This window comes from Allohahella marinimesophila (genome assembly GCF_039538005.1).
Lineage (GTDB): Bacteria > Pseudomonadota > Gammaproteobacteria > Pseudomonadales > Oleiphilaceae > Allohahella > Allohahella marinimesophila.
This window is the reverse complement of the sequence record NZ_BAABBO010000022.1, coordinates 1-23278: the sequence shown is the minus strand read 5'-3', so window position 1 is coordinate 23278 and position 23278 is coordinate 1. Positions and strand designations below refer to the sequence as shown.

The window sequence follows — 23278 nt, the reverse complement described above, 5'->3', positions numbered from 1 at the left end:
TACAATGCTTCAAAAGAAAACACGATGTCACAGCCCTGTATATAGAAATGCTCTAGACTTGTCGTAGTGTCCTGTTTCTTGAGTGAGTCCTACTTATGCAGAAGTTTTCTAGCCTACTCTTAATGCCGCTGGCTCTATTCGTATCGGGCTGTGCGACAGCCGAGACCACACCGGAAACCCATATTCTGGACCCAGATTGGACGTTCCAAGACGATTTTGAAGCCGCGCCAGATAAGAGCTTTTGGCAACCTGCTCGTCAGGTTTTCTTCAACAGTTCTTGTGCTGGTGGTACCAGGAGTGGCTCTGGAACACTTCGATATGATTACCTGCCCAATTATGGAACTGCAAATGATCCAGGTGTTTCAGAAGTGGGAGATTCATGGGCTGAAACCAAATTCATACTTCCAATCAAGGCAACGCAGATCCAAATAAGCTACGACCTCTACATTCCTCCAGACTATGTGGCAGCGAAACGGAATCATAAAGGGCTTATGCTTTGGTCCGGAAAATATGGTGTGATTAACTCGAATATTACTGTTCACCATAGCCTGTGGGGAACAACTGCAAGCGCTAAAGGGGGCGCAACCCCTGGCTTCAATATCGGCATGGATGGCAAGAACTTCGGCCACGCCATGCGAAGTGACAAAGCGTTGCTATGGGAAAACCATTCAGGTAAATGGCAGCGGATGCATCACTATGTTGAACTTGCAGAAAGGCCAGGGGACTTTGGACGAGCGGACATCTGGAGGAATGGTGAGCTAATTCATAGTACCCATAGCGCAGAAATTCGTCCTGCCTACACTGGAGCACCGGCACCGTCAGAGTCTATTCGCTATGCCAGCCGCGGCAATTATATTGATAAAGGTTACTTATTAGGTTGGGCGAATGATCTTAACAATACGGAACTGATGTCATTCTGCATAGAAAATTTCACGATAAAAGCTAATAAAATTGTGGGAGCGACTACGACCTCTGTTCCCTCGGCCATCGTTCAACCTCGACCACCTGCTAGCGTCAGGATTGATTAAACGGCGACTATGCTACAGCAGAAGATGAAGCTGGTTTCAAAGATCCACGTAATGTGGCGACATCGGTTCTCAAAAAAGAGCCGATGTCACTTTTTCGAATTGAACTAAAGCATAGCTTGGGGTCTGAATAAGACGTTCGGAGAGCCTGGCAGCCTTTCAGCTTCGTACTTTAACGAAGTAAGTGAATTTATAACTTCTTCAGAACCTGTCTCCACTATCAAAGTTGGACGCCTAGTCCTGATTAGCTTGTTCATTCCAGCCAAGACAAAAGCCTCATGTCCTTCAGCGTCTATCTTTATGAGTGCAATTGGCCGGTCTAAAAATAAAGCATCAATAGGAACGGTTAAGACGGTTAATTGCGCATCCTGAGAAGATGTGAGATTGGCCTCGTAGTAATTTGTAAGTCCACTGGCGAACTTGGGCAGGGACATGCCAACAACATCAACACGATCAGAAACTGCCGTATTGAAAAGTGTTACGTTCGGAAATTTGAACTTCCTAACGTTCGCCGCCAACAGTGCCATCGTCTCGGGTACTGGTTCAAAAGCGACAACTCTCCCCCCCGTCCCAACTAGTTCTGAAAAACGTTTGGTATAGTGTCCTACGTTCGCCCCAACGTCCAGAACCCAATCACCAGGCTTAATCAAAGAATCCAAAATACCATATTCAGGCTCGTCAGTATTAAAAGTTCCATTTTTCAGTTGCCTGGAGAAGTGCAACCTTTTCAACTCCGCCTGCCAACTTTCAGGCAGTTTAGCTGCGACTCTTTTCAGGATTGTCATATTTATCGTTCCTTTCAATTGTAGACACTCTTCAATCTGAGGAGTGAGTGATCCATCTTGAAACCTTCGCTGGGTAAATCTTCCATCCGTTAGTTGTCAATGTAGTTGCACGGTCTAGCTACACAAGCCTTTGAGGTTTCTCAGGCATCGTCGGCGTCACCTCTTTGATCGGCTTCTAGAGATGAGGCACGTGCGTTGAAGAGAAAATGGACGTTCTCAAGCGTCTTTCTTCCAGCTGAGCATAGCTCACTCGAGAGAAACTATGCTGACACCGTGGGAGGGCTTGCCGGGAACCATGCCCGCCAGTGATTCATATCCTCGCAGCAGGCGCCAGCGACTCTGAGCTGACTCCGTCGTCGAACTTGAGCAAGAATCCCCATCGTTATTCCGGGGATGCTGATTCGGCTTCGCAGATTATGAGCAAGATTAGAGTTGGTTTACCGGGAGGGCTTAAACCCGACGCAGGTCTTACGAAGGCTTGAAAACATATACTCATAGCCCGCCGTTGACAAGTGAAGGCCGTCTGGAAGGTACAAACCAGCGGTTGGGGGATATGCAGCAGTCTGCATCCTGTGCGGGAGGTAAACTACACTAGCTTGGGTGCTTGCATATTGTTCTAGTCGACGATTGAAGATTTTGAAGTTTTCTGTAAATTCCGCGCGCGCTGGGGACCATTTTACCGGTAGTAGATAGAGTGTCTGCGGCTTCATCCGATGCTCGATGGTCTGAATGAGTCGTGCTGCGGATTTTAATGCGTAAAGCGGGGAGGCTCCGAAAGCAATGTCGTTGTCTCCAACATAAAGCAGAACGCTTTCCACCTTTCGCCCGGGCGCATCTTGGACATAGTTTAAGACGTCATTAATGGTTGCTCCACCAATTCCGCGGTTTAACCAAGGGCCGCAGGGCACGTGTTGTGACGGCCAGTACTTGATGGTGGAGCTGCCTAAAGCTATTTTTTCAGGCTTGCTTGTGAGCAAAACCGAGTCCATAAAGCGATATTGCAGAATCTGCCGCTGCGTGCTTGAGCGGGTTTCGAGCCAAAAAAAGATAACTATACTCATAGTCGCTATCGATAGTACGCCAGTTGCAATTCTTCCCTTTTTCGAATTCACCGCTCGCTATCCTTTAAAACAGCCTTTAAACCTATAAATGTCCGGTAAAATAGCCGATTGTAGAAATTTCATGTTATGTGCTTTGCGAACTTGCTGTATTATCTTCCGGACTTTCGAGGGGTTGTGGTCGAAACAAGAGGTATAGCTCGCTCCCGTTCGGTTCTAGCGCACCCCGAGTCACAATGTCATAGCCCGTTCACTGACGCTCATTTGTTTTAGAAATTCGACAGGACTGCATTTGAATACTCGCTTGTTCTATCTCGACGCCATGCGGGGCAGTCTGATGATGCTTGGCGTTGTACTGCATTCGGCTCAAGTTTATAGCCCAACTCAGCAGTGGCTTATCTACAGCTCTGACACTAGTCCAGTAGCGCTTTTTCTGGTTGAGGTTGTTCATACGTTCCGGATGCCTGCATTCTTTGTAGTATCAGGCTATTTTTGTCTCCTGACACTGAGAAAATACGGAGTTCCTCTGTTTCTGCGCTTGAGACTCAAGCGGATAGTCATCCCGCTACTTGTCACGGGGCTGACTATAAATAGCGCCCAAGCCTTGCTTCTCGACGGAACGGGTTGGGCTAACTTGTCCCTTCAAAGCTACTTTCTGAACGGAGGCTGGGTTTCACATTTATGGTTCCTTAACTACCTCATCGTGTTTTTTTTGTGTGCTTGTGCGCTGTTCAGCCTGGCCGACAAGACAGCGTCTTTTCGAATGCGCCTGAAAACTCGCTATCCGCACCTCGAGCCCAGGAATTTCCCCTTTCCGATTCTGCTAATGACACTACCTCTTTATACTATTGCGCTCAAGATTGTGGGGAAGCTTGGCCTCCCCTTGTATTGGGATTTGGCAGGCATCATTCAAGGCTTCAATTTACTTTTCTATTTGCAGTTTTTTTTATTTGGTATGTGGATGAACCGGTATCCGAAGGTTTTGCAGCATTGTATTTCTACTAGCGCTTTGAAACTTATCACCATTCTGATCGCTGCATACGTCGCTAGCGCTGTATGCAGTGGAGACGGAAATCTCGCTGAGATAGTTATAGAGGAATATTTGAAGATGCTTGTGGTTTGGGTCAGCGTGATTCTCTGCTTCAATTTTTTTTACGCTGTAGGCTCAAAACCAACCCTGTATTTCCGCCGCCTTTCAGATGCTTCCTACACTGTTTACCTTTTTCACCACATTCTCGTGATACTCGGCGCACTGATCCTGCGCAGGGTTGACTGGCCACCTCTGCTGGAGTTGACACTACTCATGTCAATCGCACTCATCGTCTCGATTCTCGTTCACACTATGCTGATACAGAAATTTGATTCTCTCAGTTACGCTTTTAATGGTAAAGCGATTCGCTAACATTTGGTAATTAGTCATGTCCTTGCGATTATTTGGAAATTATAGCTATGAATGGAGATCAGCTGTGACAGTAAAATCAGTTCTAGGTGGCGCACTCCTCATCATTGCAATGGAAGCTGGAGCCCAAGACTTGTGGGTATCGAAGGTTGGCAGCGATAAAAATTCGTGCAGCGAACCCGCTTCCAAGGCCTGCCTTACCATCCAGAAAGCAGTTAGCGTGGCCAAGCCGGGAGATGTCATAAATATCACCGCCGGCAGATACGTTGAAAACAGTGCGCTGTCGAAGTTTACTAAGCGATGCGCATGGCTTGATGACCTGACTGCGAGCCTGTGCATTGAAAAGGGTGGAAGTGCAGATAAGCCGCTAATAATTCGCGCTGCGCCTGGTGAAGAAGGTCACGTTGTTATCGATAGTGAAAGCAAACGAGTCGGAATTCATACCCAGAACGCTGATTTCATAACTATATCGGGGCTAAAAATTATCAATAGCCGCGTTGTCGGAATCGCATCGTGGGGGCAGGCGACAGTGGAAATTCCCGACTACGAGAGGCTAGGGGTTGGTCTCGTTATCGAAAATAATAGTATTGTAAATACAACTGGTCCGCACGGTGTAAATACCTCGGCAATTGGCATGTGGGGCTCCAAGGATTGGATTGTGCGGAATAATCTTATCACTGGCGTTTCTGTAGAAGGTGCATCACTCGGATCAGGAATAAAAGCGTACGGCGTCATAAATGCTTTGATAGAGCATAATGAAATTTACAATACCGATCTTGGTATATACTGGAAAGATCATCATGTTGCTGATAAACGCAGAACGCTTTTTGATGAATCAATCATCCAGTACAATAAGATAAATGCGTCTACCAATGGGGTTTATATTAGCGCAAGGCCCGGAGGGACAGCTGCTGGCAATAATATAATTACAAAAAATATTATTTATGGGTATGAGGGTAGCGGTATCAGAGGAAATACCGCCGCTGCAGATTTCTTATCTGGTGATCTTGTTGTTACAAATAATCTATTCGATGGTGAAAATAACAGGAGTAGTGAGGCCATCACTGTTGATTCTCAGCGTTCAGTGGAAATTTATGGAAATATTATTGTCCGTAACAAAATAGATATTGCCACCGATCACTATTCGCCGACGAAGTTTGGCCATTTGACAAGAGTTGACTACAATATTTACGACAACGACGTACAGTTTCTCGTAGACCGGTACAGCAAGAGCAGAAAGGGCTTCAATCAACTTGGCGCGTGGAAGAATTCATCAAGCGACAAGTTGTTCTCTGTTAAGACCGCGGACCCAGATGCCAACAGCGTCAATAGCGATTTGAAAGATATATTCACATCGATCCAAGATAAAAACTACCATCTACCTAAAGATTCCATCGCTCGAAAGTTTCTTCCTGATGGGTCCAATGCTGGACCATACCAGCATGGTGACGAAGAAATTGGCATCCAAAAAAGGGTAGTCGGGAAGGTTTTTGGCGATAGTCGGGATCTTAGTCTGTCACAATAATTACGGAGAAAGTTCGTGGGTTTTGCAAATAGTAAGACTGGGGTCAACGATCTGGTACATCTGTACTTTAAGGACCTGGCTGGCTTGTTTCTGTATGGATGTAGTCGTGGCTTTCTGTTTCTTGGACAGTATCAGAGGGGGGTGAAGCTTCTGCTTTCATCTATACGACTAAGCTACAATGGCCATGCCATTCGCTTTCTATCCCACAGATACCCCAAGCTAATTCCCTACATCGAAAGCTTCACGACGACCAATGTTACCGAGAAGGAAGCATGTGTGCGCACAATTGCTCTGAGCTTACCCAAAATTGTAGAGGGCCAGGTTAAGAAAGGTGTCCTTGTAATCAAGTTCACCCGGACCACCGGTTTTTACATTCATGAAAGATCATTCCAGCTTTTAGACAAGTTATTTATTTTTATTGTTGAGCCTAGCTGGGCTGGTTACGCCGATGCAGATTTACTGACGTTTCTTCATAAAGCAGAGCATTGTCTAATTCAGGCGACAGAGGTCCACGATCGTGCGCTGATCAATGATCTGATGCAAACCTGCGTGACTCTCTCTTTCGGGGCAGGAAATTGGGTTGATGACCGCCTCTTTACTGTAGCTATGGAAGTGAAGACATTAGATGTAATCTATGTAGCCAATATGAACCCAGGAAAGAGGGTGTACCGCTATATAGATGCAGTAGCAAAGGTGGCGAAGGATTATCCGGAGTATAAAGCCAAGTTGATCTGTGCGAGTTGGGGCTCCAGTAGCCTGGCGGATATCCAGCAATACATCGATCTGAACAAGCTTGAGGATACGCTTGAGTTGAGTGCTGCAGTTAGTCAGGAGGACTTGAGAAAAGAAGTATCCCGCAGTAAATGCTGTGTTCTCCTTTCCTTCAAGGAGGGGAGTAGCAGAATTCTTTTTGAGTCAATGTTTCTTGATGTCCCTGTTATTTGCCTTTGCGAAAATATAGGTGTAAACAAAGCTTACATAAACGAGTATACGGGACTCTTGGTGCACGACGCACAATTTGAAGCGGCACTCATCCAGATGATGAGTCGTTGGACACAATTCGCCCCGAGAGCTTGGGCAGAGAGCCACGTGTCGCCAGCGGTGACTACTCGGAACATGGAGATGGTTCTCGATTTACGCTTCCCAGCCCTTTACACAAAACCATTGGTGGTGAAGGTTAATCAGCCTGAAATGCGTTATCAGAATAAGAGCGATATCCTTGTAGAAAGTTTCGCAACAGTTTTAAGTATTCTCCGGGAGTCTGAAAGTGACGTTCATCTAGCGGTGCAGCGTCTACAGGACCTTTCATGCGAAACGGACTCTTTAGCTACAGGTTCGCTCTAGAAGCAATTTCGGATTTTATTAGCCGAATTTTGCCGGATGGTTCGCGTTCAATGTTTTGGACGTATAGAAACTCCATTGTCACTGGCATCTCCAGAACTTCTTGAACTTTTGCAAGTATTGTCGTCTCCGCCGCTCTCGAGTAGCCTGCACCTGCTACTATGCTGATGGTGAAGAGTTCGAAATCGTTCTGGACGACTTGGAACTGGTCTATGCCTAGGTTCTGTTTTTTAAATGACTCAAAGACGTACATCAGAATCTCTGGATGATACTTCCGACCACTGCGAGTTAATATCATGTCGTAGGCTCGTCCGTGAATCTCCTTCAATACTGGGAGAGTAGCTCCGCATTCGCAGGACTTGTTGTCCAGAGTTCCGAAATCTTTAAGCCTGTATCTAATCAGAGGAGTAGCATAGTTATATAGATCAGTAACTACTAGTTCCCCCTCGTTCGCAGGTTGGCCGACCTCGTCCAGAACCTCGACTATTAAATTGTCTGCCATTAGATGCAACGACCCATACGCGCACTCATGCGCAATCGATCCAACTTCGCCGCAGCCATATTCGTTGAACACCTGAAGACCACTGAATTGCCGAATATTTTCTCTCAAAGTAGGCGTCAGCACTTCGGAAGTAGAAATAATGCTTTTGATGGACTTTGGCAGTTCACACCCCTCGTTATACAGAAACCTTACAAACTCTTCTATGGCGGAAGCATAGCCGTATAGGTAGTGAGGCTGGAAAGTTTGCAGGGTTTCCAGGTAGTTCTTCATCGCTGCTGACGTTAGGTTGAACGCTGAAATTCTTTTACGATTGGCGATGAGATCAACGACCTTATAGTACAAGCGATTTTCAACCTCGAGTGGGATTCCCCAGAGCCTCGCTTGCGGAGCCCCTATCTTAACTCCTGCCCACTCATAGCCTCGAGCAGTAACTGCGCGTTCCTTTGCTAGGGCATAAGAATTCTTCCTTAGTGTGACTGCCTGGCCCGTAGATCCACCGGTGGTTTTTGTTGTAACCAATCGAAACTTCTTACTGCTGCATATGTCAGTAAAGTTTTCAATCAGTTGCTTTTTATCAAGTAGTGGTATTGCTTTGAGTTCGGCCAAAGAGTTAAGTGGGCCGCTGCTCTTTATACCTAGAGTTGAGTTGTAGTACGCCGTCGTCTCGTAGGCATGTTTTAGAAGTTTATTCAGCTGCCTAAGCTGATGGCGTTCAATTTCTTCAGAAGACTTGAACTGGAACTCCCTCGCTTCCCTTAAATAGCTAGCAACTCTTTCACCCTTTAGCAGGGTGGCGGGATAGAAGAAAAGGTATTTCGATATCAAGTTATTCATTCAGTTTATTCCTGCTAAATCTAGCCTTAGGGTTTAGCGTGACTGTTGCTTAGATGAGAGGGTTGCGGCTTCACGTACAACATCCATGATCAGTTGCTCGGGCCGGTTCTGCCATTCTGAAATAGCTACACGATTAAGAGAAAATGGGTCGCTGTTTGGTGCTACTATTCCGCCATGACAAGAGAGGCAGCAGCTGTAGCCCGCACGCTTAACGAGTTCCCTGGCCTCTTCATTGAAGTTCGTTTTACCGCCATACGGATAAGCAAATAAGTCGACTGGCATGTTTAGCTGGTGCTCCAGGGTTTTTTTCGAGTCAACAATTTCTCTCCAGGCCTCCAGAGCGGTCGTCGTACCTAAATTTGCGTGGTGCATCGTATGTGACCCAATCGAGAAACCGGCTTTACGAAGTAGCAGAACTTCTTCCCATTCCATCCAGGATGGAGCCGGCTTAGCCCCTTGGTCCCACCAGGCGGTATTGTTGTTGCCGATGAAGCCAGACGTGATGAAGAAGGTTGCCGGCAGATTTTGACTTTTGAGAATGGGCGCGGCGTACTGAAAATTGTCTCTGTAGCCGTCGTCAAAGGTAATGACTAGTTTCCCAGCGACAGAATTTCCGGATGTGACGTTCTCCACAAGATCAGAAAGACTCACCACATCGAAGTGTCGTTTAAAAAAGCGGCAAAATCTCAAAAATTTTGTTCTCGAACAGGTCAGGGTGTCTTCAAGGTCATCGTTGACTCGATGAAATGCAACTATCAGAGCATGCTGCTTCTGAAATGCGGAGAAGTCCCCACTTCGCAACAGGTAGGACCCATACAGTGATCTAAACGAGCCTTTGAGGGCTGCATATCCAGCTGGCATAAAATCGATATCTTATTGGCGGTAATGAATGAAGTCGCGGTAACTGTGGGAGATTGCCGTGCACTCCCTTGTTCAAGCACCCCATAGTCCATAAGGCTCTTAACATGACGGTGACGCAGTGACGCCATGAGATAGATTAGTCAGATTCAGACACTCCTACCAGAAAGCCTTCTGAAAATCGCGCAGATTAATGCGATAGCCTCTGCTTTGTCCGATGATTGTAGAACAATGCGCCAGGTATAGACGGCGAAGCAGAATATCAGAGCCGCTTTTATCGCAACGTTTTGGAGTGATAGCTCATGGAAAAAGCTGAAAACATACACCATCGTCCCTGCAATTACCGCCAGAGGCAGTGTTTCGCCCCAATTTCCTTTTACAGTAAATAGCTTCTGTGCGGTAAAATAGACCAAAATAAATTTTATTACATACCCAAGGAACGTCGAGGCAACTGCACCAGCTAACCCGTAGGATGGTATAAGCAGCGCATATAGGCTTGTAATAATAACTGCACTAATAATTTCGCAGTACGCTAGCAACTTTGTCTTCTCGTGCAAAAAGATGCCGAAGTTGAAGTACATTGTCCAAGCATAAAACACGAAGCTGAAGACGATGAAAGGCGCATAGTAGGCAGCGTCCCAAAATTCTGGTGCAGCCATCAGCTGAATGACTTCTGGGATAAAAGCACAAAATCCTAGTGCGATGAACAGTACGTAGGCATTAATTCGTCTAAACATATTTCCAAAGTGTAGGTCTCGTCCGTCTTCATCCTTGTAAACCTCATAACGCCGCCCTTCCCAGAACTTGAAGAAAGGATCCCAAGCAAGGGCTACGAAAAGAAATCCAAATTTATAGGCTAACGAGTATATGCCGACATCCTCAAGGTTTCCGTATTGTCTTAGAAAGAAGCGGTCACCAAAGGTAGTTACGAATGAAGCAGACGCCACGAAGACCATCGGAAGACTGAACTTGAAAATCTTCCAAGCAACAGCTGGCATAAATCTCACACCAGTATTCTTCAGCAGATAAATAGATAGTATCGTTCCAACAATAAGGTTGGAGAGAAATGCTGAGTAAATAACGCCTTCCACATGAAGCTCTTTATACACCACAAAATACAGACTAAAGCTTAACTGAAGAGATAATTTGATAACGCTAACGACCAAATAAGCTTGCGCTTTGTTTCGTAGCCGCATATATATAATCGGAATGGTCGTCAGCGCCTCGAAAATAAGCACTGCTGCGAACAGGATGAACAGCGATTGGAAGTCTGGCTGATCACTCACGAAGTCCGAAAGCCAGGGCGACCCCAGAATTAGAATCATGAATCCTAGTGCATTAATGCCTACGCCTAGGAAAAACGCGGTGCTCATGATTTGTTTCTTTTCGCCGCTCGTCTCCGCGAGCGAGTAATAGCGAAATATCGCTTCACCGATCCGGTTGCAGACTATGATCCCAGTAAAATCCAGCGCCATCGTCATCAGCTCCACCGTGCCGTAGTCACTTGGCGTCAGGTAGCGGGTATAGATGGGCAGCATGATCAGGCTGCTGATATGCCTGAGGATGTTCGCTATGGTGTACAGCGAGGTTTGCGATACGGCGCTAGCCATGTAGTCCTCTTGAAGTGTTGAGTCGGGCGCATGATTGTCGGGATAGTCGCCCGCCAAATTAATGGGCGCTAATCATACGGCCTATGGGCTGCTTTTGGCAGCTTACTTTTCCATTGAACAGGTACTGAGCCAGGTTGAGCTTCCGCACCAGGAAATGGTGAATACCCAGGGCGATCAGAAAGGCGCCTGTGCTGGTAAGTTATAGCAGTAAAAGCGGGGGTGTGCTGATATGCAGCAGGATGCGCTCGCTCAAGCCAGTACGTCTTCGATGGCTTTGAAGGTGTCTTCGTCGACATCACTGTGACAGGGCAGGGTGAACAAGCGGTCGGCAAAGCTGCGGGCATTGCTGAAATCGCCTTTGCGAACAGCATCATCCAGCGGCACGTCGTCCATGTCGGGGAGCGCTTTGACGTACATGGCACTGGTACCGATACCGGCTTTATGAAAGCGCCTGAGCAGGTCATCACGGTGTACCTTGCTCTGCGCCAGAACGGGGAAACGCAGCATGCGTTTGGCGTCATAGAGTGCGTGCTGGCTTGAGCCGATGAGCGATAACTTGAAATTGAGCGATACCACTCGAACCAGTCGCTCGACGTGGGCCTTCAGCCGGAAATCGTTCTCGAGCCGATACGCGTTTGCAGGCAGCCAGGATAAACGGGCCTGGTCGAGCGGCACGATTGGCAAGGGTGGCTTGTAACTGGTGGCACCAATATTCAGGCCTGGCACCTTGAGTAACTGGCCGTAAGCTGCTGGTTTGATAACAAGGTTATAAGCGGCAATTTTAGCCTGAATTTTCAGTCGCTCAAATGTCGAGACCGCCCGCGGATTATAGTGTTCGAAGTCGCAGAGGTGATGATAGCGCCGCTCGATCAGCAACATGCCCCCCCCAAGCAGACTGACCGGCTTGCCTTTGCCAAAGCTGGCGATGACGGTATTGCCGAAAAATGACTGTTCTTCGGAGGCGAAGGGAAACGCCTGGGCGCGGTCTTCGATAATGTGGCGGCCGCCGAGTGTCCTGAGCTCCTGCCATTGAGCCTTTTCCAGTTCAGGTGACTTGCCGAGGAAGTTGACGGCCATGATAGCCACTGTTTTTGGCGTTATGGCAGCGGCCATCTGCTTGAAGCCAGGGAAGGGCGATCTGGGGTCGCAACTGTCCACTACTACAGGTCGAACGTTCGCTCCTATACAGGCCGTAATGAGATCCGGGCAACCGTAGGCTGGCACGATCACTTCGGCCTCACCCGCGGCATTGAACGAGGTGTTGTTTTCATCGTCGGTCGCGCACCGCAGCGCGATCTCGATGGCCAATTGCAGGGCTGCGGTCCCTGAGTTCACGTAGCAGGGCGAGTAGTCCGCGTAGATCGTGGACGAGGCGGCCGTTTTCCGGTCGCCGCGTTCAGTGAAGATAGGATGACCGACCGGCCTGACGTACTTGCTCATGGGTGTGAAGTTACCTTTTCGAGGGTTGCCATGTAGTCATACGCGTGCCTTTGACGAACTGGACGGCGGCGTCGGCCAGCGCAAGATTGACCTGGCAGAAGAAGTACAGGATTTTCAGGCCGCCCTTGCGCAGTTCGGGCCTATTGTGGGCAGCCAGTGCCGCGCCATAAAAAGCCAGCTGCAGAATAAAGGTCAGCACGTAGAAAGGCTTGTTCAACAGGAACAGGTTGGCGACGAAGGTCAGCAACATGAACCAGGGTACAGCCCAGCGCATCAGCTTATGGCTGAAGACCTGGAATGAAAATAGGCCAAATTTCCCGGGGTTAAGAACTTCAGGATGTCGTGCGAGCGCTGTCATACCACGGATGGCTGTTCTGAGCTTGCGCTTGTATTCCTTGGTTTCGTCCTTGATGTTCGGGTAGTAGCCGAGAACGTCGGGACAACTGATCGCCTTCAGACCTGATCGCGCTGAGTTCAATGCCGTGTTGAAATCGCTGGGAGACTGAATGTCCCACTGGTCACAGATACTGCGCCTGGCAGCAAAGAAGGAGCCACTGAGGCCGACCAGGCCGGCCACCCGCGATTCCAGGCTACGCAGCCACATCTCGTATTTGACGTAGGCGCCCTCGCCAGCCACTTCACCCGAGCTCGAGATGAATCGGTCTTCACTCGAGATGGCGCCGACTTCTGCGTCGACGAAATAGGGCAGCAGTTTCTGCAGGGACTCAGGCGGCAATTCAGTGGCGACGTCGCTGAACACGATGATCTCGCCAAGCGAGGCCTTGATGGCACAGAGCTGCGCATATTCCTTGCCGAGATGCTGATCGGCCCGCACCAGGCGCACGCCTCGATCGCTATAGCTCTCGACAATGGCGTCGGTGCCGTCGGTAGAAAAATCCGAAGCGACGATGAGCTCGAAATCGATGCCGGTCCTATCCAGTGCCAGCGAGTTCTCGATCTTCTGGCCAATCTTGCTCTCTTCGTTATGGGCAGTGATGACCATGCTCACAGACGGTAGGGATTCACCCGAGTGAGCCATGGCAGAGCGAACTGACTGTGAGCCGCCGGGCTGGCCAGCACGGGCACTGAGCATCATGAGAATGGGGGGGTACAGAAAATAGCTATAGAGGGTGCCTAGAACGCCCAGCCAGAACAGTAATAGCATCGGAAAATCCCTTGAACTGAAGGCGTCGAAGTATAGCAGAATATGGACCAAAAAAAGCCGCTACATCACTGCAGCGGCTTGTCTTTCAGTGGCTTCCGTGCCACCTGAAAATTCATCCCAGTCTAGGGCTGATAGGTTTCGTCGAGTGTCTGACCTTCATTGGTCGGCTCTACACCCATGGAGTCTGTTCTGTCTTCCTGGCCTGAAGCAGTAGCTTCGGGTTTGATGATGCTATATTCCTGCTCACTGATCTGGCCATCACGATCGACGTCGATGACGTCGAAGTTACGGTAGACGACTTGTGAACTATCGCCGGCATCCTGAACGTCGCTTTCTTCAATAAAGCCATCGCCGTTCTGGTCGAGTTGGTTAAACTCTGGCAGATCTGCTGCAGCTGACTGGCCGCTGGTGTTTGCGCCAGACGGAGATTGAGTGGTATCCATGGAATCGGAGCCGGTAGTCTGACCGGTGGTGCCAGTGGTGCCCTGAGTTGCGGCAGGCTGCTGTGTGGTGTCGGCAGCTACGGGACCTGAAATGCCCAGTGCGAACACTGCGGCAGAAAGAATCGATGCACTAGTGACCTTGTTCATAATTATACTCTCCATAAAATCGGTGCACGTCTGTTGGACGTGCCGGTATTCGTCTTATCCGAATGTCCGGAGGTGATCTAGCAGGAAACGGGCCAGCTTTTCCTGAAACGCCGAATAAAAAGTGGTTTCAGGGTTCAAGCCCTTGTTTCAACTGATAAGCCAGCTTGCATTGCTGCACGCGGCCTTGTGCGCCAGGCGAGCAACGATGCTGCAGTCAGGCTATACTTCCGCCCAGACCTACCATCCGCTCTGTAATATTTGCATCTCCAGGAACCCTGCATGCCGAAAGAGTCTAACGACCAGCGTAAAGTCATCCTCGTGGCGCTACACACGCCCGTGAATACCGGCTATGCCATCGAGCCACTGGAACGGCTCTTTTTCGAAACTGCGCTTGAGCTGGTGGCCGAGCCGCGCGACGTGCTGCTCAGCTATGCCGACCTCAGCACTGGCCGCCCCCGCTGGCTCGATGATTATCCTGATGCACGCTTTCCCGATCTTGATACGGACCAGATACGAGTTCTGGAAGCCCCGTATCGCGATGGGAGTGAGGCCTTTCATGAGCGCTTCGCCGGTGAGCTACGCGAAGCGGGCGTCAACTGCGTCATTGGATTCGATCTTCAGGTCAATCTTCCAGTCATTCGCGCCATGCGCAAGGGCGGAGCTAAACGCATCGCCACTTACTGGGGCGCGCCAATGAGTTCGCTCAACAGTGGCCTGAAGCTGATGATGAAGCGTATTGAAGTCGCTTTTCGTCGCTACCAGCCAGATCACTATCTGTTCGAGTCGATCGGCATGCAGGACACCGCAGTGCTGGGGCGCGGTATTCCCCGCAAGCGCACGGGCATCGTGAGGCTGGGTGTCGACCCCGACAAGTTCACCACGCGCACGACCGAGGGCTATCTGGAGAGCGAGTTCAATATCCCGGATGAACGCAAGACTTTCTTCTACGCCGGCCATATGGAGGCCCGTAAGGGCGTGGATATTATCGTTCAGGCGCTGGCTCATGTCGTGAATGAGTTGGGCCGCGAAGACATTCACGTGCTCATCTGCGGGAACAAGGGCAACGAAGCGGAAACCTTCGATAAGTACTACAAAGGCACGAAGGCGGTGGATTATCTGACCTTTGGTGGCTATCGTTCAGATATCGCGACCATCCTGCCAAATTGCTACGCTAGCATCATTGCCTCGACCGGTTGGGACTCATTTCCACGTTCTTCGCTGGAAATGGCGGTGAGTGGATTGCCCTTGCTCGTGTCCAATCTGCCAGGCCTGAACGAGACGGTAGACCCGGGAGAAACCGGTTTCCTGTTCGAGACGGGCAATTACAAGGCCTTGGCCCAACGTATGGTCCAGCTGGCTGATGACCCGGCACTGCGGCAGCAGATGAGCCGGGCTTCGGTGTCCAGGGTGCATGCCAGCTTCACTGTTTCCCATCAGCGGGAGAATTTCAGAATCGCAATGCAAAGGATCTTTAAATGGTAGATGTTTCAGTCATCATTCCGGTCTACAACCGTCAGGACGAACTGGTTGAAGCGCTAGATAGTCTGTTCTGGCAGCGGTCCTTCGAAGCATCGACCGATGTTCGGCGCAGCGATACTGCTAACGAGCCGAATAATGTCAGCCGAGAGCGCCGGGTCATTGACGTAGAGGCCATCGTTGTCGACGATGGTTCATTCGACCCAGTCGTGTTGCCCGAGCCGTTCTGCCGCATGGACAACGTGAGACTGATCCGCAAGACCAACGGCGGCGCCTCGTCTGCGCGCAATGCCGGCATGGCGGCTGCGCGTGGTCGTTTCATCGCCTTCCTGGATTCGGACGATCTGTTTGCAGCGGACAAATTGCATCGCGTAGTGGCGATCATGGACAAAAATCCCTCTGCTGGCTTCCTATTCAGTGATCTGAGGCGCTTCGAGCGCATTCGTAAAAGTGAGCCGAGCGCGCCAGGCGAACTCAAGCCACGGCTGACCTTTATGGAAAAGACCAATTCGGACTTTTATCCATCTGTGCGTAAGCTCTGCGATGACCTGACCAGTGTCGGCGAGCAGACCTACCTGGTACCAGGCAAAATGCTGTTCCATACCTTGGCTGCGGGCTACCCGGTGTTCCCAAGTACGTTGGTGGTACGACGCAATGTAGCGAACTCGATTGATCCCTGGCTCGAGGGAAGGGCACTGTCGGAGGATTTCCTGTTTGCGCTCAGGCTTTGCCGGGTGACCAACGGCCTGTACGTCGATGATCCGCTGGCTTACCTGGGCCGTGGAGAAGACAATGTGTCGGGCGATGTGCTCAAGAGCGCCGAGGCGGATATCGAAGTGCTCGAGATGATGGATTCAGCACGGAGCAGCAGTGCGCAGGTCAATGTCGACAGACGACGCTCACAGATCCTGCCGGGCGCGCTGCAGTTCCGCTATATGCGTCTGGGCTTCAGTTATTACGGTGTGGGACGATTTCATGAATCCGCACGAGCCTATATAAAAGCATTTCGCTATGGACTGCGCAGTGAAGATGACGGCGCGGGATACAGAAACCTGAAAATTCTGCTCAAGGCCGCCTATAGCGAGATGCGTTCCTGGCTGGACTGAGAAGACTGAATAAGCTGAGCCGGATACGCAGGTATCCGGCTTTTTTATTGGTCAGATTTTTTTTTCGGTCAGAACGTCGGCTTGTGCAGGGCGAGCGCGAAGATGAGTACCAGCTGGCCAAGAGCTGCCGCCGCCGCCAACACTCGAACCTTGCGCGAGTACTTCGGTTTGAGCGCAATCAGTCCTGCCACGATATAGCCAATCAGCAACAGCACCTTCAGCGTCAACCAATGATGCACGAAAGGCATCCATGGCGTGACGATAACGAGGCCAATCGCAGCGGCGAGCAGAATCGTGTCGTTGATATGGGGCAGGAAGCGCAAGGGCGTCGTGCGCCAGCCCGGCTTGCCAGCAGCGTCAAGGCCCACCCTGGTGACGAACAGGAGTGCTGTCAGTGCTGCCGTCAGCATGTGAATCATCTTCAGTCCGGAATACCATTCCATAGTTCAATCTCTATTGGTGTATACTAAATACATCTTAGGTGGCTAATGTTAAGCTAGCCATTTTGTGGGTCTTCCCGTCTGGAGTGCAAGCGCGTGCAGCTTTTCGCTTACCCTTTCCGCATTTTTTTCCTGTCGCTTGGCGTCCTTGCACTGCTGGTTGTGCCACTGTGGGCCTTCATGGCCTCAGGACAGCTGGTTATGCCGACTGCATTGCCAGGCGTATTTTGGCACCAGCATGAAATGCTCTTCGGCTTCCTGTCGGCGGCTATAGCAGGTTTCCTGCTGACCGCAGTCTGCGTCTGGACCAATACCGAACGCCTGCATGGGCGGATCTTGCTGTGGCTTTGGCTGGTCTGGTTGGCTGGCCGGCTGCTCCTGGCGCTTGGCGAGACCATGCCGTTCTGGCTGGTGCAGGGCATCAACCTGGCTTTTCTGCCGCTGATCATGATCGATGCTGGCTGGCGCATCTGGAAGGCGAAGCAGCCGAAACAGTGGTTGATTCTGCTCGTACTGGGCATTCTTTGGGCCATGCAGATAGCTTTTGTTGTTACGCTGGACCATCACTATATCGAAGCTGGACTGATCGCGGCGCTCGCCCTCTCGAGTATCATTGGCGGCCGCATCACGCCGGCCTTCACTGCAGGCTGGCTGAAACAGCGCGGTGGCGATGCACAGGCTGTTCGGGTGCTGCCGCGCCTCGACTTTGCCGTGTTGATCAACATGATCTGCCTGGTGCTCCTCATGGTGGCGGACTGGTCTGTCGGGGTGGCGGTGCTCGCGCTGTCGGCCGCCGTGCTCATGCTGATCAGGCTCTATGGTTGGCACGGTTGGCTGACCAGCCGCGAGCCCCTGCTGTGGATACTGCATATCTCACTCCTGTGGGTGCCGCTCTCCTTGCTGCTGTTGGTCGGCCACGCCGTGTTCGGCTGGAGTGACAGTGCCTGGATTCATGCGGCCGGTATTGGTGTGGTTGGTAGCCTGGTGCTCGGCGTGATTGCCAGGGTCTCGCTGGGCCACACCGGCCGCACCATGGTCCTGCCAACGGGAATGGTGACGGCGTTCTTTGCGATTCAGCTCGCCACCCTTGTACGGGTCGCCACCGCGCTGGAACTGGTCCCCTGGGCAGGTGGCATCATGCTGACCGGTTTGCTGTGGGAGGTCGCCTTCCTCATATTCCTGCTGCGATATGCGGTGGTGCTCGGCGCGCCCCGTATCGATGGACGACCTGGCTGAGTGTGTGAAATGAGCACACTTCAACCGGCTTTCAAGCATGGGGGCAGTAACTCTCTGATACTGAATCGCGACTTCATGTAACAACGTGTCAACTTTCTATACGAAAGACGTTTCACTGAATGTCTCGCCTTGGAAAAAAGGTTATGAATTCAGCGGTATGGAAACTTGGCACGACAAGTGCTCTCAGTATTGCAACGAACAGTTAATCCAGCCTGCTCAGCGTTACAAACGATCAACGTGTTTCACCAGGAGTTATGTATGTTCTCTTCAGCAGTAAAAGGTTTCTCTCTCACAGCCATCGCACTCGCCGTTTCTCTGCCAGCATCAGCCGCCGTTATCCAGGGCTTCGATGTCGTAAATGCTGAATCAGTGTCTTCATGCGGCGGCGCTGAGTACGGTCTGTGGACCAACAACCTGACTGCAGCGAAATGCTCCAAGTACTTCGCCATCGAAGCAGGCACCACCTTCCTCCGTTCAGACGATGGCACTGCAACCTTCACGGGTTCAGCGTCAAACCCACTCGGTACCTCAGCGATTTTCGACCTGACCTTCACTGGTTTCCAGGATAACTACTCAGTAGTCAAGACCGGTGGCACTGCACAGCAGGCTGACTGGAACTTCTACACTGGTCTGACTGCAGACAGCAAGATCACAATTGGCGGCATAGACTACTTCGCTCAGCTGGTAGGCGCGCCTTTCAACATTGGTAGCATGCCCGTACTCCAATATGGTACTGGCGCAAACGACAAGACAGGTGCCTTCGGGGGTTCGGTCTGGATGGATATGTACTCTATCCATAACAACCAGCTTTCACTGTTCACAGGTAGCAACCACTGGGACATCAACTTCGACTTGATCGAGAACCCGGACCTGGTTCCTGACGTCGACGTAGACGTACCTGCGCCGGCTACCCTCGGCCTGTTGGCACTTGGTGTTGCGGCTCTGCGTCTTTCACGTCGCAGCAAGTAAGTATTATTCGAGGCTACCAACATGCCCCTTGAGCTTGTTGGTATCTGAATGCAAAAAGCCCGCGGAAGCGGGCTTTTTGCATTGAAATTGGTGTCCAAGGCAGGATTCGAACCTGCGACCTACCGCTTAGGAGGCGGTTGACCTATCTCGTAACTCATTGTTTTACATCGATCAGAAAGTGCGATTGGTCAAAATAAGGTCAGATTTGCGCGAGTCGAGCATTTGAGCATGGCCGCAAAAATGGCCGGCAGCTGTGCGAAGCATGGTGGTGCCCTGGGCAGGAATCGAACCTGCGACCTAGATCTTAGGAGGATCCCGCTCTATCCACTGAGCTACCAGGGCAAGCACGTGAGACTATACGATGAACGCCAAAATGGCTACTTTTTCCGAGCAGATGCAGCCGGAGAAATTCGCTCTTTTAGCATCTCAGCCAGAGAACTTTCCCTTTGCTCTGCTTTAGCCAAGCTCTCACGCAAAACCCTCTCAGAAGACTCCAGCCCGCTAACGCGAGATATCAGGGCGGTCCGTTCCTGATCGACCTGGTCATACTTGGCGCGCAGCGCTGCAATCTCTTTAGATTGTTCTTCCACTTTTTTCTCTGCCGCTTCGAGGAGTATGTCCAGGTCATCAATACGGCCCGCAAGGCTTGCTGTTTCTTCGTCAAATCCTGCGCAAATATCTTCGAGCTCAGTTCGAGCATGGTCTTTCGCTGCTCGCCAAATTGCGGCCTTCAAATTGTCTACGCGTTCGGAAATTGAAGAGGGGCAGCCGACCTCTCCGAGTACTTGGTCTTCGTTTTTCTTCTTGAGCCATGCTTGTAGCACGAGCTTGATAGTCGAGTTGCTACCGGCTCCAAGATGTTCTCGGACAGCTCGATATGTGGGCTGAACTCTGTTGGAATCGAGAAATTCAATTGAATCGAGTATCTGCTTTTCGCTGATCGACATACGTGCTCCAGTCGCCGTAACACGCTACAAAAGTGTAACGTGCTACAACTTTAGCGAGTGGAATTTATCTGCCCACTTTTTCTTCTCAAGCTGGAATTGATGCAGTGAGAGTCAGAGTACGCACGAGTACGCAGGTTATGCGTACGTACGCATAAAACGCTGTTTTTTGCGTACTTCTGGCTAGTTAATCAACTATTCCGTTTCAAGCTGGACACGAGCGAAGATAGGCTTAGAATTAAGTCAGAACCTCTAACTGGATTTTGTTAATAGACTGCGGTAGCGACAGCATGACTAAACAACACCTCACAATTAGCGCAGGAGATACTGAGAGCGGGTTCGATGGCTTCGTCCATGCCTGGGAGGTGGCCGAGCGGGGCGAGCGGAAAAGCACAAAGATACATCTCGGCTTCGAAGACTTGCCAATGCTTCTCGCTGTAATCAACCCGAGGCGGCTGTATGTACTGAAGACGATTAAACAAAGGGGGGCTCTAAGCGCTCGCACCCTGGCTGCTACTCTGCATCGCAACTACAGAAGTGTGCTAACAGATACCAGAGCACTCGAGCGGGCAGGGCTCATTACCAGGTCCGGATCTGGCGACCTGCAGGTCTTGTTTGATGTCATCGATGCTCGCCTGGACTTGATCTAAAAGGAAACTACTCAAACGGCCCTCGCAGCGATCCAGGATTGTAAGGCATGCCATTTGCCGAGGTATCTTCGAGATACCCATTCTTCCACAGCTTCACTTCTTCGGTGTCTCGATAAAATATGACCTTGAAGTTGACAACCTCGCCTGGATCCCAGCTCCCATCATTTAACCTTCCTGACACTCTCCATTTTTCGGAGTAGAAGAAGGTGAACATCTTGACCTTCCTGCCACCACCGGGCTCGCTCTCCTGGTCGTCAAACCGCCTACATACTTCCTCCGCGAAATTTTGGGTCGGCGGAATCATGCCTACAGCTGGAAACTTATTTATGGCTCGCTTGAGATTATCGACAGATCCGGATTCCATCTGTATTTCTAGTCGAGTTGAAGCTACACGAATGTAACCTGTGCTTGTCTCTGACTCACAAACCAACTCTTTTTGATCGCGCAGTTGCAATTCAAGCTCTTCCTGCAACAGCTGAAAGTCTTCCCGGATGACCTGCAGTTTTTCACGCAAATGGGTGAAAATCCTAAACAGTTCTGTTGTTCTAGTCATCATTTAATTCCTCTCTTGAAAATGAAAGTTGGCTACGCGAGCTGAGAGTGCTGAATGTTAAGGAGCTCGTTTACTACATAATCAGAGTGCCCCCCTTCCTTCAAAAAATCAGTGGGAGATTTGCCACCGAAGACGGGTGTAGGAGTATCAAACCATCGCCCCGCTTTTTCTGCGCTTCTCAATGCGATGATAGCTTTCTTCATCAAGTCATCTGAAATAACTGATTCGCTGCCTATCGTCTCTGAAATAGCATCTATGCTGCTTGGTATTTCATCATCGATAGCTCTCACTAGCCTACCAATGATGTTCCTGCGGGCTGACTTTTCATCGGTATTTAGATCTAACAAATCCAGGCAGTCGTTCCACAGCTCTACTTGTTTCGCTGCTTGTTGCAATAACCGCAGTCTTTCTTCCACATCTTTCTCTCTGCTACTCGCTTTCTTGGCCATTTGCTGCTCTCTCGCGAAAAGTAAGGGTCTACACAACATCAAGTCACCAAATATTTAGCACAGAGCGAATGAAACGGCAACTAATTGATTTATATAATATTTAGTTAAATAAATGATGCGAAAACGGTGCTTTTCCCGGGAAAAGGAAAAATCGGAAGTCTATTTACATAATCGAAATTAATGCGTAGAGATTAGGATTTATGCAAAGGTAAAATATTGCGAGAAACAGAGATATTTTGGAAGAATGTGCTTGTATAAAAAGTGAGCGAATGGTGCTATATATTTGTGAGCTTAGTTTAATTTCCTACTTGGCTTGCAGGGGAGTTGTTACCCCGGTCGTATAAAGTTTCGGGCCCCCTTGCGGGGGCTTTTTACGTTCTGGGGTTTGGCTAAGTACATGAATACCAGAGGATTGTACAATCTGCTAGCGCCCTTTGGTTGACCCCAACCCCACATACTTTGACAGCAAATAACACCTCTGCCCATCATGCCATTTGCATCAAATTTAGATATAATATCCACGCAATCAAATTGCGCAAAATCTTGATTAATTGGTTTATAATTGCTATCATATATTTAGAGATTAAATATCTCTCGGTGCTTCATCACCATCGTGATAATATCCCGCCTCACTATTATTGTTTGTTGTTATTGGCCCCTGTTCTCAGGGGCTTTCTCGTTTCTGTTGTTTCGTTGACCTCAACCACCTTTTTTGCATCCAAACCACCGCTCCAGGACATCAAGGATGATGCTATCAGCTGGGATCTGGTGCTTATCTTTTGACGCCAAAGTGTTTGAGGGCAAATGGGGTTGTGGTCAAAGAAAGGGAATTGGAATAGAGTCACTAAATACAACAAGAGGATTCATCATGGCCCACACTTCAGTGCTGCATATTGATGTAGATGACAGACTTAAGTCTGATGAGGCTGAAAAGCTCGCAAGCTTCGGTCTGAATGCTGATCCAGAGGCACATGACGCCTGGTTCCGCGATAAAGTTAAAGAAGCCATGGCTGACGATAGAGCTACTGTGCCTCAACGACAGCTCATGGACGAGGCGCAAGCATTGATCGACAGGAAGCCGCCGTGGGTAGGTGAGGGCAGCAGAGCCCAGGCCATTGTGGCCCGGGCGGCGCGAGCTTAGAAGGCGAGTTCGCTATCTGCGCTTTTTACGTAGTCGTCGACGGATGCGACGATGCACTCGATCGGACCAATACTGTTTTCGTCGATAACCCTTTCAACATCAGTGTAATCATCGCGGAGGTGCAGTGCGAGTCCAGTCGCCAGGTCTGCTGACTGCTTACAAACCATCGGTCGAGGTCCGCC

The 23278-nt window shown here is 50.0% G+C and carries 23 protein-coding genes and 1 tRNA gene; 10 read left to right on the top strand and 14 right to left on the bottom strand.

Annotated elements, in window-relative coordinates; all coding sequences use genetic code 11:
- The first annotated feature begins 95 nt into the window (after positions 1–95).
- Positions 96–1028 (top strand): hypothetical protein, encoded by a 933-nt coding sequence (locus tag ABD735_RS19035; RefSeq protein WP_344809471.1) that lies wholly within the window; start codon positions 96–98, stop codon positions 1026–1028.
- Between the two features lie 104 nt (positions 1029–1132).
- On the opposite strand, the gene ABD735_RS19030 is transcribed toward ABD735_RS19035, so the two are convergent.
- Positions 1133–1810 (bottom strand): FkbM family methyltransferase, encoded by a 678-nt coding sequence (locus tag ABD735_RS19030; protein ID WP_344809469.1) that lies wholly within the window; start codon positions 1808–1810, stop codon positions 1133–1135.
- Positions 1811–2247: 437 nt separating this feature from the next.
- Complete coding sequence (locus ABD735_RS19025; RefSeq protein WP_344809467.1) at positions 2248–2922, bottom strand: GDSL-type esterase/lipase family protein; 675 nt, start codon at positions 2920–2922, stop codon at positions 2248–2250.
- Positions 2923–3160: 238 nt separating this feature from the next.
- Between ABD735_RS19025 and ABD735_RS19020 the strand changes: the two genes are divergently transcribed.
- The 3 genes from ABD735_RS19020 to ABD735_RS19010 are packed head-to-tail and all read left to right on the top strand — an operon-like array spanning position 3161 to position 7136.
- A complete protein-coding gene (locus ABD735_RS19020) occupies positions 3161–4270 on the top strand; it encodes an acyltransferase family protein (protein WP_344809465.1) in 1110 nt (369 codons plus the stop codon).
- A 16-nt stretch (positions 4271–4286) separates the two neighbouring features.
- On the top strand, positions 4287–5792 hold the full coding sequence (locus tag ABD735_RS19015) for a right-handed parallel beta-helix repeat-containing protein (RefSeq protein ID WP_344809463.1): 1506 nt from the start codon (positions 4287–4289) through the stop codon (positions 5790–5792).
- Positions 5793–5807: 15 nt separating this feature from the next.
- Positions 5808–7136 (top strand): glycosyltransferase, encoded by a 1329-nt coding sequence (locus tag ABD735_RS19010; protein WP_344809461.1) that lies wholly within the window; start codon positions 5808–5810, stop codon positions 7134–7136.
- Here the strand turns inward: ABD735_RS19010 and ABD735_RS19005 are convergent.
- The 6 genes from ABD735_RS19005 to ABD735_RS18980 all read right to left on the bottom strand — a co-directional run bounded on the left by ABD735_RS19005 (position 7120) and on the right by ABD735_RS18980 (position 14132).
- The gene (locus ABD735_RS19005) at positions 7120–8469 is read right to left on the bottom strand and encodes a phenylacetate--CoA ligase family protein (protein ID WP_344809459.1); all 1350 of its coding nucleotides are present in this window, start codon (positions 8467–8469) and stop codon (positions 7120–7122) included. The genes ABD735_RS19010 and ABD735_RS19005 overlap by 17 nt on opposite strands.
- Before the next feature lie 33 nt (positions 8470–8502).
- The gene (locus ABD735_RS19000) at positions 8503–9330 is read right to left on the bottom strand and encodes a polysaccharide deacetylase family protein (RefSeq protein ID WP_344809457.1); all 828 of its coding nucleotides are present in this window, start codon (positions 9328–9330) and stop codon (positions 8503–8505) included.
- Positions 9331–9476: 146 nt separating this feature from the next.
- The gene (locus tag ABD735_RS18995) at positions 9477–10937 is read right to left on the bottom strand and encodes a lipopolysaccharide biosynthesis protein (RefSeq protein WP_344809455.1); all 1461 of its coding nucleotides are present in this window, start codon (positions 10935–10937) and stop codon (positions 9477–9479) included.
- Between the two features lie 249 nt (positions 10938–11186).
- A complete protein-coding gene (locus ABD735_RS18990) occupies positions 11187–12377 on the bottom strand; it encodes a DegT/DnrJ/EryC1/StrS family aminotransferase (RefSeq protein WP_344809453.1) in 1191 nt (396 codons plus the stop codon).
- A gap of 10 nt (positions 12378–12387) precedes the next feature.
- A complete protein-coding gene (locus ABD735_RS18985; RefSeq protein WP_344809451.1) occupies positions 12388–13542 on the bottom strand; it encodes a glycosyltransferase in 1155 nt (384 codons plus the stop codon).
- A gap of 122 nt (positions 13543–13664) precedes the next feature.
- On the bottom strand, positions 13665–14132 hold the full coding sequence (locus tag ABD735_RS18980; RefSeq protein ID WP_344809449.1) for an EF-hand domain-containing protein: 468 nt from the start codon (positions 14130–14132) through the stop codon (positions 13665–13667).
- Between the two features lie 279 nt (positions 14133–14411).
- On the opposite strand from ABD735_RS18980, the gene ABD735_RS18975 reads away from it, so the two are divergent.
- Positions 14412–15614, top strand: a complete 1203-nt coding sequence (locus tag ABD735_RS18975) for a glycosyltransferase family 4 protein (protein WP_344809447.1) — start codon at positions 14412–14414, stop codon at positions 15612–15614.
- Positions 15608–16714 (top strand): glycosyltransferase family 2 protein, encoded by a 1107-nt coding sequence (locus tag ABD735_RS18970; RefSeq protein WP_344809445.1) that lies wholly within the window; start codon positions 15608–15610, stop codon positions 16712–16714. The genes ABD735_RS18975 and ABD735_RS18970 overlap by 7 nt, the downstream gene beginning before the upstream one ends.
- A gap of 68 nt (positions 16715–16782) precedes the next feature.
- On the opposite strand, the gene ABD735_RS18965 is transcribed toward ABD735_RS18970, so the two are convergent.
- A complete protein-coding gene (locus ABD735_RS18965; protein WP_344809443.1) occupies positions 16783–17157 on the bottom strand; it encodes a SirB2 family protein in 375 nt (124 codons plus the stop codon).
- Positions 17158–17250: 93 nt separating this feature from the next.
- Here ABD735_RS18965 and ABD735_RS18960 point away from each other — a divergent pair, with 93 nt between their 5' ends.
- Together ABD735_RS18960 and ABD735_RS18955 are read left to right on the top strand one after the other, a co-directional pair.
- Positions 17251–18390, top strand: coding sequence for an NnrS family protein (locus tag ABD735_RS18960; protein ID WP_344809441.1), 1140 nt, complete (start codon positions 17251–17253; stop codon positions 18388–18390).
- A gap of 258 nt (positions 18391–18648) precedes the next feature.
- Positions 18649–19359, top strand: a complete 711-nt coding sequence (locus tag ABD735_RS18955) for a PEP-CTERM sorting domain-containing protein (protein WP_344809439.1) — start codon at positions 18649–18651, stop codon at positions 19357–19359.
- A gap of 266 nt (positions 19360–19625) precedes the next feature.
- On the opposite strand, the gene ABD735_RS18950 is transcribed toward ABD735_RS18955, so the two are convergent.
- Both ABD735_RS18950 and ABD735_RS18945 read right to left on the bottom strand, forming a co-directional pair.
- A tRNA-Arg gene (locus tag ABD735_RS18950) sits at positions 19626–19701 on the bottom strand.
- Positions 19702–19736: 35 nt separating this feature from the next.
- Positions 19737–20306 carry a DNA-binding protein gene (locus tag ABD735_RS18945; RefSeq protein WP_344809437.1) on the bottom strand — a complete coding sequence of 190 codons (570 nt, stop codon included), beginning with the start codon at positions 20304–20306 and terminating at the stop codon, positions 19737–19739.
- Between the two features lie 287 nt (positions 20307–20593).
- Between ABD735_RS18945 and ABD735_RS18940 the strand changes: the two genes are divergently transcribed.
- Positions 20594–20953, top strand: a complete 360-nt coding sequence (locus ABD735_RS18940; protein WP_344809435.1) for an HVO_A0114 family putative DNA-binding protein — start codon at positions 20594–20596, stop codon at positions 20951–20953.
- Positions 20954–20960: 7 nt separating this feature from the next.
- On the opposite strand, the gene ABD735_RS18935 is transcribed toward ABD735_RS18940, so the two are convergent.
- Positions 20961–21509, bottom strand: a complete 549-nt coding sequence (locus ABD735_RS18935; RefSeq protein WP_344809433.1) for a hypothetical protein — start codon at positions 21507–21509, stop codon at positions 20961–20963.
- Between the two features lie 29 nt (positions 21510–21538).
- Positions 21539–21955, bottom strand: coding sequence for an MbcA/ParS/Xre antitoxin family protein (locus tag ABD735_RS18930; protein ID WP_344809431.1), 417 nt, complete (start codon positions 21953–21955; stop codon positions 21539–21541).
- Between the two features lie 868 nt (positions 21956–22823).
- Here ABD735_RS18930 and ABD735_RS18925 point away from each other — a divergent pair.
- Positions 22824–23096: a type II toxin-antitoxin system antitoxin, RelB/DinJ family gene (locus ABD735_RS18925; protein ID WP_344809429.1), complete on the top strand. Its 273-nt coding sequence runs from the start codon at positions 22824–22826 to the stop codon at positions 23094–23096.
- Here ABD735_RS18925 and ABD735_RS18920 read toward each other — a convergent pair.
- Positions 23093–23278, bottom strand: a 186-nt coding sequence (locus ABD735_RS18920) for a hypothetical protein (protein WP_344809427.1), incomplete at its 5' end; no start/stop codon positions are given. The genes ABD735_RS18925 and ABD735_RS18920 overlap by 4 nt on opposite strands.

What these genes read in the sequence shown, in the direction of transcription:
- ABD735_RS19035 (WP_344809471.1), top strand. Translation starts at nt 96, where the DNA reads ATGCAGAAGTTTTCTAGCCTACTCTTAATGCCGCTGGCTCTATTCGTA.
- ABD735_RS19030 (WP_344809469.1), bottom strand. Translation starts at nt 1,810, where the DNA reads ATGACAATCCTGAAAAGAGTCGCAGCTAAACTGCCTGAAAGTTGGCAG.
- ABD735_RS19015 (WP_344809463.1), top strand. Translation starts at nt 4,287, where the DNA reads ATGTCCTTGCGATTATTTGGAAATTATAGCTATGAATGGAGATCAGCT.
- ABD735_RS19005 (WP_344809459.1), bottom strand. Translation starts at nt 8,469, where the DNA reads ATGAATAACTTGATATCGAAATACCTTTTCTTCTATCCCGCCACCCTG.
- ABD735_RS19000 (WP_344809457.1), bottom strand. Translation starts at nt 9,330, where the DNA reads ATGCCAGCTGGATATGCAGCCCTCAAAGGCTCGTTTAGATCACTGTAT.
- ABD735_RS18995 (WP_344809455.1), bottom strand. Translation starts at nt 10,937, where the DNA reads ATGGCTAGCGCCGTATCGCAAACCTCGCTGTACACCATAGCGAACATC.
- ABD735_RS18990 (WP_344809453.1), bottom strand. Translation starts at nt 12,377, where the DNA reads ATGAGCAAGTACGTCAGGCCGGTCGGTCATCCTATCTTCACTGAACGC.
- ABD735_RS18985 (WP_344809451.1), bottom strand. Translation starts at nt 13,542, where the DNA reads ATGCTATTACTGTTCTGGCTGGGCGTTCTAGGCACCCTCTATAGCTAT.
- ABD735_RS18980 (WP_344809449.1), bottom strand. Translation starts at nt 14,132, where the DNA reads ATGAACAAGGTCACTAGTGCATCGATTCTTTCTGCCGCAGTGTTCGCA.
- ABD735_RS18975 (WP_344809447.1), top strand. Translation starts at nt 14,412, where the DNA reads ATGCCGAAAGAGTCTAACGACCAGCGTAAAGTCATCCTCGTGGCGCTA.
- ABD735_RS18970 (WP_344809445.1), top strand. Translation starts at nt 15,608, where the DNA reads ATGGTAGATGTTTCAGTCATCATTCCGGTCTACAACCGTCAGGACGAA.
- ABD735_RS18965 (WP_344809443.1), bottom strand. Translation starts at nt 17,157, where the DNA reads ATGGAATGGTATTCCGGACTGAAGATGATTCACATGCTGACGGCAGCA.
- ABD735_RS18955 (WP_344809439.1), top strand. Translation starts at nt 18,649, where the DNA reads ATGTTCTCTTCAGCAGTAAAAGGTTTCTCTCTCACAGCCATCGCACTC.
- ABD735_RS18945 (WP_344809437.1), bottom strand. Translation starts at nt 20,306, where the DNA reads ATGTCGATCAGCGAAAAGCAGATACTCGATTCAATTGAATTTCTCGAT.
- ABD735_RS18940 (WP_344809435.1), top strand. Translation starts at nt 20,594, where the DNA reads ATGACTAAACAACACCTCACAATTAGCGCAGGAGATACTGAGAGCGGG.
- ABD735_RS18935 (WP_344809433.1), bottom strand. Translation starts at nt 21,509, where the DNA reads ATGATGACTAGAACAACAGAACTGTTTAGGATTTTCACCCATTTGCGT.
- ABD735_RS18930 (WP_344809431.1), bottom strand. Translation starts at nt 21,955, where the DNA reads ATGGCCAAGAAAGCGAGTAGCAGAGAGAAAGATGTGGAAGAAAGACTG.
- ABD735_RS18925 (WP_344809429.1), top strand. Translation starts at nt 22,824, where the DNA reads ATGGCCCACACTTCAGTGCTGCATATTGATGTAGATGACAGACTTAAG.